This is a genomic window from Streptomyces sp. NPDC020898 (genome assembly GCF_044333925.1).
Lineage (GTDB): Bacteria > Actinomycetota > Actinomycetes > Streptomycetales > Streptomycetaceae > Streptomyces.
This window is the reverse complement of sequence record NZ_JBIRRV010000004.1, coordinates 547392-560721: the sequence shown is the minus strand read 5'-3', so window position 1 is coordinate 560721 and position 13330 is coordinate 547392. Positions and strand designations below refer to the sequence as shown.

General features: G+C 70.1%; 6 protein-coding genes. 1 reads left to right on the top strand and 5 read right to left on the bottom strand.

Annotation, left to right across the window (positions count from 1 at the left end; all coding sequences use genetic code 11):
- Window positions 1-156: 156 nt before the first annotated feature.
- Window positions 157-3486 carry a S8 family serine peptidase gene (locus ACH4TV_RS16895; protein WP_398398651.1) on the bottom strand — a complete coding sequence of 1110 codons (3330 nt, stop codon included), beginning with the start codon at window positions 3484-3486 and terminating at the stop codon, window positions 157-159.
- Between the two features lie 496 nt (window positions 3487-3982).
- Between ACH4TV_RS16895 and ACH4TV_RS16890 the strand changes: the two genes are divergently transcribed.
- Window positions 3983-7114: a S8 family serine peptidase gene (locus tag ACH4TV_RS16890; protein ID WP_398398650.1), complete on the top strand. Its 3132-nt coding sequence runs from the start codon at window positions 3983-3985 to the stop codon at window positions 7112-7114.
- Between the two features lie 68 nt (window positions 7115-7182).
- Here ACH4TV_RS16890 and ACH4TV_RS16885 read toward each other — a convergent pair whose 3' ends face one another.
- The 4 genes from ACH4TV_RS16885 to ACH4TV_RS16870 all read right to left on the bottom strand — a co-directional run bounded on the left by ACH4TV_RS16885 (window position 7183) and on the right by ACH4TV_RS16870 (window position 13143).
- The gene (locus ACH4TV_RS16885; RefSeq protein WP_398398649.1) at window positions 7183-10533 is read right to left on the bottom strand and encodes a S8 family serine peptidase; all 3351 of its coding nucleotides are present in this window, start codon (window positions 10531-10533) and stop codon (window positions 7183-7185) included.
- 156 nt (window positions 10534-10689) lie between these two features.
- On the bottom strand, window positions 10690-11733 hold the full coding sequence (locus tag ACH4TV_RS16880; protein ID WP_398398648.1) for an ABC transporter: 1044 nt from the start codon (window positions 11731-11733) through the stop codon (window positions 10690-10692).
- Window positions 11730-12665, bottom strand: a complete 936-nt coding sequence (locus tag ACH4TV_RS16875) for an ABC transporter ATP-binding protein (RefSeq protein WP_398398849.1) — start codon at window positions 12663-12665, stop codon at window positions 11730-11732. Before ACH4TV_RS16875 ends, ACH4TV_RS16880 begins: the two co-directional genes overlap by 4 nt.
- 4 nt (window positions 12666-12669) lie before the next feature.
- Window positions 12670-13143 (bottom strand): GntR family transcriptional regulator, encoded by a 474-nt coding sequence (locus ACH4TV_RS16870; protein ID WP_398398647.1) that lies wholly within the window; start codon window positions 13141-13143, stop codon window positions 12670-12672.
- Window positions 13144-13330: the final 187 nt, after the last annotated feature.

Genomic DNA, 13330 nt, shown 5'->3' with positions numbered 1-13330 from the left:
GAACTGGCAGGTCGGACATTAACTCCCCCTGCTGACATACCTGCCGGGAGGGGCCCCTTTCCCCCTCATGAATCCGGTAAGAACGCCGGAGCACCAGAACGCCCGGGCCGGCAAAGCCGACCCGGGCGCTCAGTAAGGCGGAAGACGGGCGTACGCCTACGGCGTCACCTTGGTGATCTTCACCGTGGCCACGCCCGCGGCCGTGCCCAGGGCGTTGACCAGGCGTACCTCACCGAGGAGTTCGCGGCCTTCGGCCACGTTCTCCTTGGCCGTGACGGTCGCGGAGACAGTCCTCGTGTCGCCCGAGCCGAGCTTCACCGGGTCCTGGTCGGCCGGTGTGACCGTGCCGAGCGCGGAGGAGGAGAACGCGTCGCGGTAGTCGTACGCGACCGAGCCCGCCGGGACGTCGAACGCGAACACCTCGACCGTGTACGTACCGGCGGCCGGGTCGGGAATGGAGACGGACTCGTCCGAGTCACCGTCCGCCGACTGGTCCACCAGGTTGCCGTCGGCGTCGTACACCATCAGGTCGAGGTCGACGGTGAAGTCGTCGATCCCGCTGATGGCGGCGTCCAGTGTCGTGGCGCCCTCGGGCACCACGACGGTGTAGCTCTGCGTCTCCTGGTCGGCGATGGTCGGGTGCGCGGTCTGCGCCGAGGCGAGCGAGCCGCCGCTGAACGTGCCGTCCAGGGCCGCGTACGTGTTCGTCGCCGTCCAGGAGACGGCGGCCTGGGTGCCCGCCTTCACCTCCGGGACGGTCACGGGCTCCGGGTCGAAGGTCGTGCCGTACACCTTGACGTGCAGGTTGTACGGGTTGTCGAGCATCTCCGTGGCGTAGTACGACTGGACCACGATCTCCCAGACACCGGCCTTCGGCCTCGGGTACGCGGCCACGTCGGACGTTTTGGGGTCGTCGTCCTTCGTCTGGATGCCGTACGGGTGGACCGCACTGGCGACCGTCCAGCTGCCGTCCTTCAGTCCGTCGAGCGCGACCTCCATCGAGGTGGCGCCCTCGGGGACCGTCACGAAGTACGACTTCGCGCTGTTGCGCTGCACGGAGTCCGAGGCGGAGAAGGTGTAGCCGCCCGGGGCGGCAACGGGAGTGGAGACCACCACCGTCGTCATGATCTGCCGGTCGATGCCCACGGTCGTCGGGTCGTCGACCTCCAGGCGGGCGCTCTTGATGCCCACCGCCGTCGGCGCGGCCAGGACCTTGACGGTGACCGGCTGGTTCAGCGGGAGGAGGACCGTCGTCGGGCCGACGATCGAGAAGGTGTCCGACGTGTTGTTCTTCAGACGGAGCGTGTGCGGGACCGGCGTGGCGGGGCCGGTCGTACGCGTGATGGTGACGTCGTACGTCTTCTTCTCGCCCGCCTTCAGGCCGCCCTCGCGGTCGTGGAGGCCGGTGCCGAAGCCCGGGGTCTTCAGGTACGGGTCGAGCGCGGTGTCGACCGGGGCCTTCACCGTGTACTGGGCGGGCTCGGCGGAGTGCAGCGCCGCGCCCTCGGCTATCTGCTTCCACGCCGCCATGATGTCGATGCGGCCCGCGCCCTCCTCGTACGCCTGGAGGTCCTTGATGTGGCCGGCCGTGGAGGTCAGGGCCGTGCGCAGTTTCGCCGGGGTGAGGTCGATGCCCTGCTGCTTCGCGGCGGAGAGCAGCAGCGCGCTCGCGCCCGAGGCCTGCGGGGTCGCCATCGACGTGCCGTTGTACATGCCGTAGCCCGGGGGCAGTGTCCAGCCCGTGTACTCCGAGTAGAACTGGTCGCCGGGCATCCAGCTCGGGAGGGAGCTGACCGCGGCGCCGGGGGCGACGAGCGTGGGCGCGAAGCCGCCGTCCTCGCGCGGACCGCGCGAGGAGAACGTGAACAGGCCGTACTTCTTCTCCACGACGGAGCCGTAGTCGGCGGCCCAGGTCTCCTTGGAGACGCCCGCGCCGACCGAGATGACCTTGTCCGCGAGGCCCGGGTCCTCGATGGTGTTGGCGCCGGGGCCGGAGTTGCCGGCCGCGATCACCAGCTGGACGCCGTACTGGTCGATCAGGCGGGTGTACAGCTCGGAGCGCGCGTTGTTGCCGTCGTTGACGGCGGGGAGCCCACCGATCGACATGCTGACGATGTCGACGCCACGGTTGACGACGACGTCGATCATGCCCTCGGTGAGCCCGATGTTGGTGCAGCCGCCCCCGAAGATGCAGGCGCGGGACGAGACGATCTTGGCGCCGGGGGCAGCCCCGTTCATCTTGCCGCCGAACAGGCCGTTCGCCGCGGTGATACCGGCGACGTGCGTGCCGTGCGACTCGTTGACGACACCGATGTTGACGAAGTCGGACGTCTTGCCGACCCAGTCGCCGCCGTACGGGTCCATGGGTACGTCCTTGCGGATCTCCACGACGAACGGCTGCCGTTCGGAGATGGCGGTGGCGGGGTTGTCCGTGCCGAACCAACCGATCTGGTGGCCGTCCTTGTACGGCTTCATCGGCTCGTCGTCGGCGAAGTCGCCGTTGTCGTTCACATCGACGGTGACCGTGCCGGTCGTCGCGTCGTAGAGGACGCCCCAGGCGTCGGTGGTGTCGCCGTCACGGTTCGCGTCGCCGTCGGGCTCACCGTCCTCGACCTTGCCGCCCGCGGTGACCGACTCGCGGAAGAGGTTGATCCGGTACGTGTCCGAGCCGGACGGGGCCTTCCAACTCTGGCCGTCATAGGTGAAGTCGGTGCCGGTCACCGAGGTGTTCATCGCACGCCAGGTGCCGTCGCCGTCGATGATCGGGTCGGTGGCCGTCACCCAGTCGGCGATCTTGCGCTCGCCGGTGGTGGTCGTCTGCAGCGCGGGGTGGCCGAGGTCGACGCCGGTGTCGACGACACCGATGGTGACGCCCCGCCCGTCCGCCGTCGGGTGCTTCTTCACGAAGTCGACGGCGCCCGTCTCGAACGACGGGTTGTACGGGTTCACGGCCGGGGTGTTCTTGTCCGGCCCGGGGTAGGTGTCGGCGGTCTCCGAGGGCACCGCGGTCGCCTTCAGGGCGGCGCCCTTGGCGGTGTCGGAGCCGGGCAGCGGCTCGTCGAGCGAGATCTCGTCGCGCAGGTCGATGCCGTGCACGGAGGAGAGCTTCACGGCGGCGGCGATGGCAGAGCCCGCGCGGCCGGTGGGGACGGTGGCCCGGACGTACCCGAGCTTGTCGTAGGTGCGGCCGACGGAGCCGCCCTTGACCGCGTCCAGCTGTTTGACGACCTGCTCGGTCTGCCCGGGCGCCGTCGCGATCATCATCGTGACGGTCCGGTCGCCGTCGGCCTCGGCCTCGGCGAGGAGACCGGCGTCAACCGAACCGAGCTTGTCGTGCGCGGACTTGAGGGCGGGGGCGGACGTGTCGTCGACGTCCAGAACCGGGCCGGTGGAGTTGTCGGCGGCGAAGGCGAAGGGTACGGGTCCGGCGGCGGCGAGCACGGTCACCAGACCGGCGGCCACGGCGACCCGGACGGCTCGTCTCATGCCGGGTATCGGGGGGATATGGGGGGTGGTGGAGGGCATACGAAGTCCCTGGTGCTGAAGGGGTGCGGGGGGTTGTTGAAGGGATAGATGAAAGCCAAGCTTTGCTCAAGTGACGCCAAGTTATTGAGAGTTAAGGCATCCAGGCGGCAAAGATGGCGTAAATTCGCCATGCGCCATCCGGCTGTTACCGGGGCATCTCATGACATCCAGAGGTGCCCAACTGCCGTGACCCGCTCGCCATTTGAACGTGTAACCTGCGATTTCGAAAGCGACTCCACTTTGTCAAGAGTAAGTTACCGGCTAGTTCACCAAAGAGCGGGCCGGACGGTGGTCGCGGCCGAAGAGAATCGCTACTGGAAAGTAGTCAGTGAACTCCGTGAAGAAACCGTGTAGTTACTGACCTTTCAAGCACTTCAGCCTTCTCACACAGGCTCATGGACAACAAGATGACCTTGATCTCGGGGACTTGACCACTCCATTCGGGAAAGGCACCACCTTGCCCCAGCAGCACCCCGGCCGACGCCCCCGCGTCGGCCGCAGAGCAGCCTCCCTGCTCGCGCCGGTACTCGCCGGCGGCCTGATCCTCGCCTACGGCCCCCTCGCCCAGGCCGCGCCGGGTGACCCGGCCGCAACAGGGCAACCGGCCGACAGCGCACAGCAGTCGCACACCGCCGGCACCTATCTCGTCCAGCTCGCCGACGATCCCGTCGCCACGTACGCGAAGACCGCGCCCGCGCCGGGCAAGCGCCTCAACACGGGGACGGGGGCCGTACGGGACTACGTCGGCCGTCTGAAGACGCAGCGCGAGAAGGTGCTGGACGAGGTGCCGGGCGTCCGGCCGCTGTACAGCTACCAGTACGTACTCAACGGGTTCGCCGCGAAGTTGACGGCCCGTCAGGCGAATACCCTGGCCCGTACGCCGGGTGTCGTTTCGCTGGCCCGCAACGAGATGCGCCAGCTGGCCGCCACCTCGACCACCTCGCCCATCGCGGACAGCGATACGGCCGCCACGACCCGTACGACGGCTGCGGCCGGCGCCACCGCGTCCTCCGGCACGCTTCCCGTCGCCGACACCGCCAGGTTCCTCGGGCTGAAGGAGCCGGGCGGGCTCTACTCCAAGGTGCCCGGCGGGCAGAAGAACGCGGGCCGGGGTCTCATCATCGGTGTCATCGACACCGGGATCGACACGGCCAACCCCTCCCTCGCAGCCCTTCCGGAACCGCTCGCCGATGCCGACGTCATCGCCAAGAAGTGGAAGGGCAATTGCGACCCGGGGGCCGACCCGGCGCACCGAGTCACCTGCAACAACAAGGTGATCGGCGCCCAGTACTTCAACAAGGGCCTGTCCGACCCCGACGGCACCGACTGGGCGTCGCCGATGGACGCCGAGTCCCACGGCACGCACACCGCGACCACCTCGGCCGGTAACTACGACGTGGCCGCCGCGGTGCCCGACACCGGCATATCCGGCCGTATGTCGGGGCTCGCCCCGGCCGCCCGCGTCGCGGCCTACAAGGCCTGCTGGCACGACGGCTGCTGGTCGGTGGACCTCGCCGCCGCCTACGACAAGGCCGTGGCCGACGGCGTCGACGTCATCAACTACTCCATCGGCGGCGGCAACGGCGACCCCACCAACACCATCGAGTACACGGCGATGTTCAACGCCGCCAAGGCGGGCGTCTTCGTCTCGACCTCGGCGGGCAACTCCGGGCGCGGCACCGTCTCCAACAACGTCCCGTGGGTGACCACCGTGGCCGCCGCCGGCCACGACCTCGCCTACCGGACGACGGTCACCCTCGGCAACGGCGCCACGTACGACGGCGTCGGCGTCAACGCCTCCGCCGTACCGTCCGCGCCGCTCGTCGACGCGGCGAAGGCCGCCCGCGACGGCGTCGACCCCGGCCGGGCCGAGCTGTGCGTCCCGGACAGCCTCGACCCGGACCGGGTCAAGGGCGCGATCGTGCTCTGCAAGCGCGGCGTCAACGCCCGCGTCGACAAGAGCGCCCAGGTCAAGGCCGCGGGCGGCGTCGGCATGGTGCTGTACTACGTCAACCCGTCCGACGACACGATCGCCGACGCCCACACCGTCCCGACCGCCTATCTCAAGTCCCCGGGCGGCCTGGCCGTGAAGGCGTACGCCGACAGCACGGGCACCGCCGCCACCGCGACGCTCGGCGCCGCGAAGGCCGTGCACCAGCGGGCCCCGCAGATCGCCGGGTTCTCCTCCGGCGGCCCGGACCTCACCAGCGGCGGCGACCAGATCAAGCCCGACATCGCGGCCCCCGGCATGGACATCGTCGCGGGCACCTCTCCGGCCAACGCGGCCGGTGCGTTCAAGGGCGAGCAGGGCATCATGTCCGGTACGTCCATGGCCTCCCCGCATGTCGCCGGACTCGCCCTGCTGCTGCGGCAGTTGCACCCCGACTGGTCCCCCATGGAGGTCAAGTCGGCGCTGATGACCACCGCGACCACCAAGGACAACGAGGGCAAGCCGATCGCGCGCTCCAACGTCGACGGCCCGGCCACCCCGCTCGACTACGGCTCCGGACACGTCGTACCGAACACCGCCGCCGACCCCGGTCTGGTCTACGACTCGCACTCCGCCGACTGGACGTCGTACATGTGCGCCCTCGGCGACCAGCCGGTGACCGGTGACGGCAGCGACGCCTGCGCCACCGCCCCGAAGACCGACGCGAGCGACCTCAACACCCCGAACATCTCGGTCGGCGACCTGGCCGGCAGGCAGACGGTGACCCGCACGGTCACCAACGTCACCGCCACCACCGGCGTCTACACCGCCAAGCTCCAGACCCCGCACGGCTACAGGGCCGAGATCGAGCCGAAGCGGCTGGTCGTCCCGGCGGGCGGATCGGCCACGTACAAGGTGACGTTCACCCGCACCGACGCGGCCTACGACGACTGGGTCTACGGCTCGGTCACCCTCAGCGACAAGGACAACCACCGGGTCCGCAGCGCCGTCGCCCTGCGGGCCGTACCGATCGCCGTACCGGCCACGGCCACCGGCGAGGGCGCGACCGGGTCCGTCGCCCTCGCGCCGAAGGCCGGCTGGAAGGGCACCTTCACCACCACGGTGAACGGCCTCTACGCGGGCACCACCAAGACGGGCACCCTGACCGGCACGGACCCCGGGTTCGGCCCGCCGCCCGCCGAGTTGACATCCGCCACGATCAAGACGGAGATCACGGTCCCCGAGGGCACCACCCTCGCCCGCGTCGCACTCCGCTCCGCCGACCATGTGGCGGGCAGTGACGTGGACCTGTGGGTGTACGACAAGGACCGCAACCTGCTGTCCCACCCCGACGACGGCAACGACGAGGCGGCCGACCTCGGCCCGGGCACCTACGTGGTGTACGTCAACCAGTACGCCCTGCCCGAGGGCGTCACCGCCCAGACGTACACGCTCCACACCTGGCTGATCGGCCCGGGCACCCAGCCGGACAACGCGGCCACGGCCACCCCGGCCGAACGGAGCGTGGCTGCGGGCGACACCGTCGAAACCACCGTCTCCTGGCATGACCTCACGCCCGGCAGCGAGTATCTCGGCGTGGTCGAGTACGGCGACAGCACCGGCACGATCGGCACGACGGTCCTGACGGTCACGCCGTAGGGCGGTAGGACAAAGGGGAGTTGGGCCCGCCGCGCGAACGGTGGGCCCAACTCCCCTTTTTTTATTGCCTACTTGATGGTGCGGTAGGCCCGCTGGATCGTCTGCTTCAGGGTGTTGCCGTCCTTGTCCGTGAGCGTCACGCGCAGGGAGACCGCGCCCGCCTTCGCCGGGTGGCGCAGGTCGAGGTGCTTGCCGCCGACCGCCTTCGCGGGCTGCCAGGTCCGGCCGTCGTCGTACGAGACGGAGAAGGCCAGCTTGCGGGCGGTGCCCGCGGTGGCCGCGCCCTCGACGGTGAACGGGACGGAGAAGCGCGTACCCGCCTTGGCCGTGCTCGCCATGGACAGCTTGGGCGAGAAGCGAACCGCCGACAGCGGCAGCCGCTGCCCGACGCCGGTGACGTGCGCGGAGGTGAAGGTCCACTCGGCGGTGACGCGGGTTGAGACGGATGACAGCGACGTGGGGCGGGAGACGTCCGTCGTGAGGCGGAACGCGCGCTTGGCGGCGGGGAGTTCGTACGAGAAGCCGGCCAGGTCCGAGTTCACGTCGAAGATCTTCGTGCCGCCCGCGTACAGGGTGCTCTTCGCCTTGCTGTAGCGGGAGTCGCCGACATGGCCGGCGCCGTCGGAGAAGAGGGGAAGGTACGCCAGGAAGGTGTCACCGACACGGACGGCACCCGGACGGTCCTCGTTGCCCGTCAGCGGACCCGTGAGATGCGGGCCGAAGACGCCGGTGTTGAACCGCTCGGTGTACTGCTTGCCCGCGCTGTAGGAACGGGGGTTCGCGGTCCACTGACCGCCGTCCCACTCCCGCTCACCGTCCGCGTCCAGGCCACCCTCCTGAGAGACGGCGTACCGCCACTTCACGCCCGGCAGGACGTAGTCGGTGAGGGTGGCCGGCAGGGAGAAGTCGTCCGGGTAGAAGTCGAACCAGGTGTGGCCGCCCGGCATCATGGGCGCTGCGACGAGCGATCCCGTCTTGTCCTTGCCGGGTTCGCCGGCGGCGATGGTGACCTTGGCGAACTGCGCGGGCTTCAGGTTCGCGGTGAAACCGGCCAGATCGCCGGTACGGTTCATCGTCGGCCGGTAGCGCGTACTGCCGTACCTCCAGGTGCCGTTGTACTGCGCGAACGCCTCACTCGCGGGAAGCCTGGCGCCGAACTGCCCGACGCGCAGCTTGGCGAAGCTGCCCATGAGGTACGTGGCGAGGCTCTGGCTCCGGTCGATGTCGAACCCGACGCTGAAGGAGGCGTCGGTGTGCTTGGCCCTGCTGTCCGGCACGGTGATCCGGATCGGCTTGGCCTTGCGGGCGTGCATGACCAGGGTGGTGTCACGGGTCAGCGAGAACTTCGGGTTGACGAGCAGGGCCAGGTCGCCGGCCTCGGGGGTCGCGCCGATGTCGATCCGGCCTTCGAGGCTGTAACGCCCCTTGGGCAGCCGTACCGTGAACTCGCCGTCCGTGTCGTCCGCGTAGTCGTTCCAGATCTGGTTGTCCAGGCCCTGCACCCCGGTCTCAGAACGCCCGGCGGGCTTGCCCTTCAGGTCGAGGTGCTTGACGGTCAGGTTGTACGACTCGACCTCGCGCTGCACGCCGATACCGGTCCGTACGGTGGTGCCGGCCCCGTCCGTCGCGGTGACCGAGCCGCCGAAGGCGCCGTCGGCCGTGCCCGCGCTGCTGTCGGCGGTGACCTGCGCGGTCGCGGTACCGCCCGCCGGGACGGTGAGCTGCTTCGGTGAGACCTCGAACATGCCCTCGGCGGCGGGCTTTCCGTCCTCGCGGTACGCCTCGGTGGTCAGGTCGAGGGTGAGGGGCGCGTTGCCCTCGTTGCGGTAAGTGAGGGTCTTGGTGGCCGGCTGGTCGTCGGTGTGCGGCCACTGCTGGGCGGGGAAGCCGAGGGTGGCCGGGGTGGTGGTGAGCTGTTGGTCGAGGGCGCGGACGAGGTCCGTACGGCCCGTGCCCTGTGCGAACGCCGACACACCGGCGGTGGGCTTCGCGGACGCGGTGAGCGCGGCCTTGATGCGCTCGCCGGTCCAGTCGGGGTGGCGCTGGGCGAGGATCGCGGCGGCGCCGGCGACATGCGGGGTCGCCATCGACGTACCGCTCATCGAGACGTAACCGTCGGCGGCCGGGTCGCCCTCGGTGCCCTGGGCGGCCTTCGCGGCGACGATGTCGACGCCGGGGGCGGTGAGGTCGGGCTTGAGGGAACCGTCCGCTGTCGGGCCGCGGCTGGAGAAGTCGGCCATCGAGTCGTCGCGCTCCACCGCGCCCACGGTGAGCGCGGAGGCCGCGCTGCCCGGCGAGCCGACGGTGCCGGCGTCGGGGCCGTCGTTGCCGGCGGCGATCACGAAGAGCGCGCCGGAGGAGGCGGACAGGTCGTCCACCGCCTGTTCGACGGGATCGTCACCGGGGCTGTCGGGGCCGCCCAGGCTGAGGTTGATGACTTTGGCGCCCTGGGCGATCGCCCACTGCGCGCCGGCGATGATGCCGGACTCCTCGCCGTAGCCCTCGTCGTCGAGCACCTTGCCGCTCAGCAGCCGGGCACCCGGCGCGACCCCCTTGTACTTCCCCCCGGCGTGCGCGCCCGACCCCGCCACGGTGGACGCCACATGCGTGCCGTGGCCCACCCGGTCGACGGTGTCCGCCGCCGCGGAGAAGTTCTTCGCCGCGTCGATACGGCCCTTCAGATCCGGGTGCGTACCGTCGACCCCGGAGTCCAGCACGGCGACCTTGACGCCCTTGCCGTCGTACCCGGCCGCCCAGGCCTCGGGGGCGCCGATCTGGGCGGGGCCCCTGTCGAGGGCCGCCTCGACTCTGCCGTCCAGCCAGATCCTCTCGACCCGGTCGGCGGCGGTCCGCATCGCGAGCGCCGTTCCCCCGCTCCCGGTGAGCGTCTGCCACAGCTCGGCGCCCTCGGACTTGCGGGCCCGCAGCGCGTCGCCGTTCACACTGGTCAGGTCCCGGCTCACCCGGGCACCGGCGGCGGACAGCGCGCTCGGCGCGAGGGTGTGGCCCTGGGTGTACGTCACGATGAGGGGGAGGTCGGGGCGGGCCGCGTCGTCGTACCCCCACTTGACCAGCTGCGTCACGTCGAACAGGCGCCGGTCCGCGGTGCCGTTCGCGAGGAGCCGCTCGGCGTCGCGCGGGACGACGTAGGTGCGGTCGGCGTTCCGCGATATTCGGAAGGTGATGCCTTCCCGGCCCTTCGCGGGCCGTACGCCGGTGACCTGTCCGGTGGCGTCCAGGGTGACCCGGTCACCGGTGACGAGGGTGACGGTCTTCGTCTCACCGAGGCTGCCGGCCGTACGACTCCCGGTCTGCGCGGCCTGCGACCCCGGCGCCCCGAGCAGGGTCCCGGTGAGGGCGGCGGCGGTGGCAAGGGCGAGCGCCGAAGCCTCGCGTGCTCGTCTGTTGCGGTGGTTCAAGGGAAACCTTTCTCTCCGGACTTCCGGGCACGGCAAAGCAGCCCGTCGGACGGGACAAAGAAACAAGGAGTGGGGAGGCGCCCCTGCTTTTAGGGGCGCGGGGAACTGCGCGACCAACCCTCACCGGCCTGCAGCCAAGCAACTACCAGCGACTACTCAGACGAGCCGCTTACGTCCCCAGAAGAAAAGGAACGCCACGACAACTGCCGTCAGGGCGAAGAGAATCGAAGCCCCGAGCCACTGCATACCGTTCATCTGCGACATCGGGAGGTAGTCCACCGACCAGCCCACGACGTCCTCCTTCTTCAGGCACAGCTCACGCGCCGCGTCCGTCTCGCTCCCCGAGCACGTGCTCCAGCCGAGGAGGTCACCGCTGCCGGTGAGGTACGACTCGTCGATCTGGAGCGCGGCCTTGGGCAGGTCCGGGAACGCGTTCTCGGCGGTGACGCCCTTGTTCGTCGTGATCGTGATGACATCGCCGAGTGACAACCGGAAGTAGTCCCAGACGACCTGGACGGCGACGGCGAATCCGAAGGTGACCACCATGGCCATCAGCGTGCGGCGCAGCACCACGCCTATCGCCACACCGCCGACGACGGTGAAGAGGGTGAGGGCGACGGGCACGGGGCCCGTGAGGTCGAAGGCGGAGCCGGAGCTCCAGTCCAGGACCGTGTTCTGGTCCTTGACCGGGTTCCACCACCAGCCGAACACCGCCGACAGCGCCCCCGTGCTCACCACGACCACCAGCGCGGTCAGGCCGAGCTTGGTGGCCAGCCAGCGGGCCCGGCTCGCCGACTGGGCGGCGACCAGCTTGGCCGTGCCGTTCTCCAGGTCGCCCGCGAGCAGCGGGGCACCGAGGAAGACACCGAGCAGGATGGGTATCGCGCCGAGACCGGTGGAGACGTAGGAGAACGCGTTGACGTACTGCTGGAAGTGCTCACCCACCTCGTCGAAGCTCTTGGCGGGATAGCCGTAGCCGTCGAGGAAGTCCATCATCTGGCCGCGCTGGTAGACCATCCAGGCCACGGAGAGCGCGGCGGCGGCGAGGATCGTCCAGAACCCGGCCCGGTGCTGGCGCCAGACCAGCCAGGTCATACCGCTGAGGCGGGGTCGCCAGCCGGCCTTCGTGGGGGTCGCACTCATGGTTCCGTTCCCGCTGTCGCTCGTCGTACCGGTCGAGGTGCTGGTGAGAGTGCTCATGCCGCCACCGTCCCGGTGCCGAACGCCTGGCCCTGGACCTGGGCAGTGGGGGTGATCAGGGGTGGTGCGTCGGGTGAGCGGAGATAGGCGAGCAGGAGTTCCTCCATGTTCGGGGCGTCCGTCTCCCAGGGGCCGGTGACCGGGCCCTCGGGGCGGATGAGCGCGGTGAACTGCCGGCCGCTGGTCCGGGACTCGACGAGGGTGTGGTGCGCGAGGGCGGCGGGCAGGCCGCCCTCGCCCTCCCTGGCCCCGGTGACCAGGGTGTGCACGGACATCAGCTCGTCCACGTCACCGGCGACTCGCACGCCGCCGCCGGAGACGACGACGAGGTAGTCGCACACGTTCTCCAGTTCGGCGAGGACGTGGGTGGACATCAGCACGGTGGTGCCGCGCTCGGCGGCCTCGGCGAGGAGGGTGCCCATGATCTCGTGGCGCACGACCGGGTCGAGGTCCGACATCGGCTCGTCGAGGAGCAGCAGGTCGGGGCGCTTGCCGAAGGCGAGGGCGACGGCCACGCGGGTGCGCTGACCGCCGGAGAGGGTGCTGATCTTCGCGTCGAAGGGCACGTTGCCCGCGCGGATGATGTCCTCGGCGGCGCGCTGGTCCCAGCCCGGGTTCAGCTCGCGCCCCAGCCGCAGGGTCTCCGCCACGGTGAAGCGGCGGAACAGCGGCTTCTCCTGGGCGAGGAAGGCGGTGCGCCGGCCGGGCTCCACCGAGCCCGGCGCCTCGCCGAACAGGCTGATCGAGCCCTGCGTCGGCTGCAGGACATGGGCCGCGATGCTCAGCAGCGTGGTCTTGCCCGCCCCGTTGGGACCGACCAGCCCGCAGATCCTGCCCGCCGGAAGCCGGAAGGAGCAGTCCCGCAGCGCCCAGCCCCGCCGGTAGCGCATCCCCAGCCCGTACGCCTCAAGCGCCGGCTCCCCCGCGTACATACCGTCACTCACTTGTGCTCCCAGTTGTCGTGGCCCCCGTGGACCCCGTTGCCGTCGCCGTCGCCGTCGCCACGGTCACGTTCCCGGCGGCGTACTGCTTCTCCATCGCCGACGCGACCAGTGCGGCCACGTCCTCCTGCTCCAGACCGGCCCCGGCCGCCTTCGACATCCACGTCACCAGCTCCGCGTACAGCGGCGAGTCGGTGCCTGCCGAGGGGCGGGCCAGTGTGCGGCGTACGAACGTGCCCTGGCCGGGTCGCGGTTCGACCAGGCCCTCGCGCTCCAGCTCGCGGTACGCCTTGAGGGTGGTGTTCGGGTTGACCGTGCTGACCTCGGCGACCTCCTTGGCGGTCGGCAGCCGGTCCCCCGGCACCAGTACGCCCAGCCGCAGGGCCTGCTTGGTCTGCTGCACGATCTGCTGGAAGGCGGGGACCCCGCTCCGCCTGTCGATGCGGTACTCCACGATCACCACCACCATTCCACTACTTGATTAGTGGAATGATGATGGAGGGGCGCGGCGGCAGTTGTCAACGTGGTCCGGGGTTGCCCAGAGTGACCGGAGGGGCTTCGTGGACAACGTTTCGGTGGTCAGGCCGGGTCCAGGCCTCGAAAAACGAACCGCCCGAGCTGCCCTCCGCACTCGTGGTCGAGGACGATTGCCCGCC

What these genes read in the sequence shown, in the direction of transcription:
- ACH4TV_RS16895 (WP_398398651.1), bottom strand. Translation starts at nt 3,486, where the DNA reads ATGAGACGAGCCGTCCGGGTCGCCGTGGCCGCCGGTCTGGTGACCGTG.
- ACH4TV_RS16880 (WP_398398648.1), bottom strand. Translation starts at nt 11,733, where the DNA reads ATGAGCACTCTCACCAGCACCTCGACCGGTACGACGAGCGACAGCGGG.
- ACH4TV_RS16875 (WP_398398849.1), bottom strand. Translation starts at nt 12,665, where the DNA reads ATGTACGCGGGGGAGCCGGCGCTTGAGGCGTACGGGCTGGGGATGCGC.
- ACH4TV_RS16870 (WP_398398647.1), bottom strand. Translation starts at nt 13,143, where the DNA reads ATGGTGGTGGTGATCGTGGAGTACCGCATCGACAGGCGGAGCGGGGTC.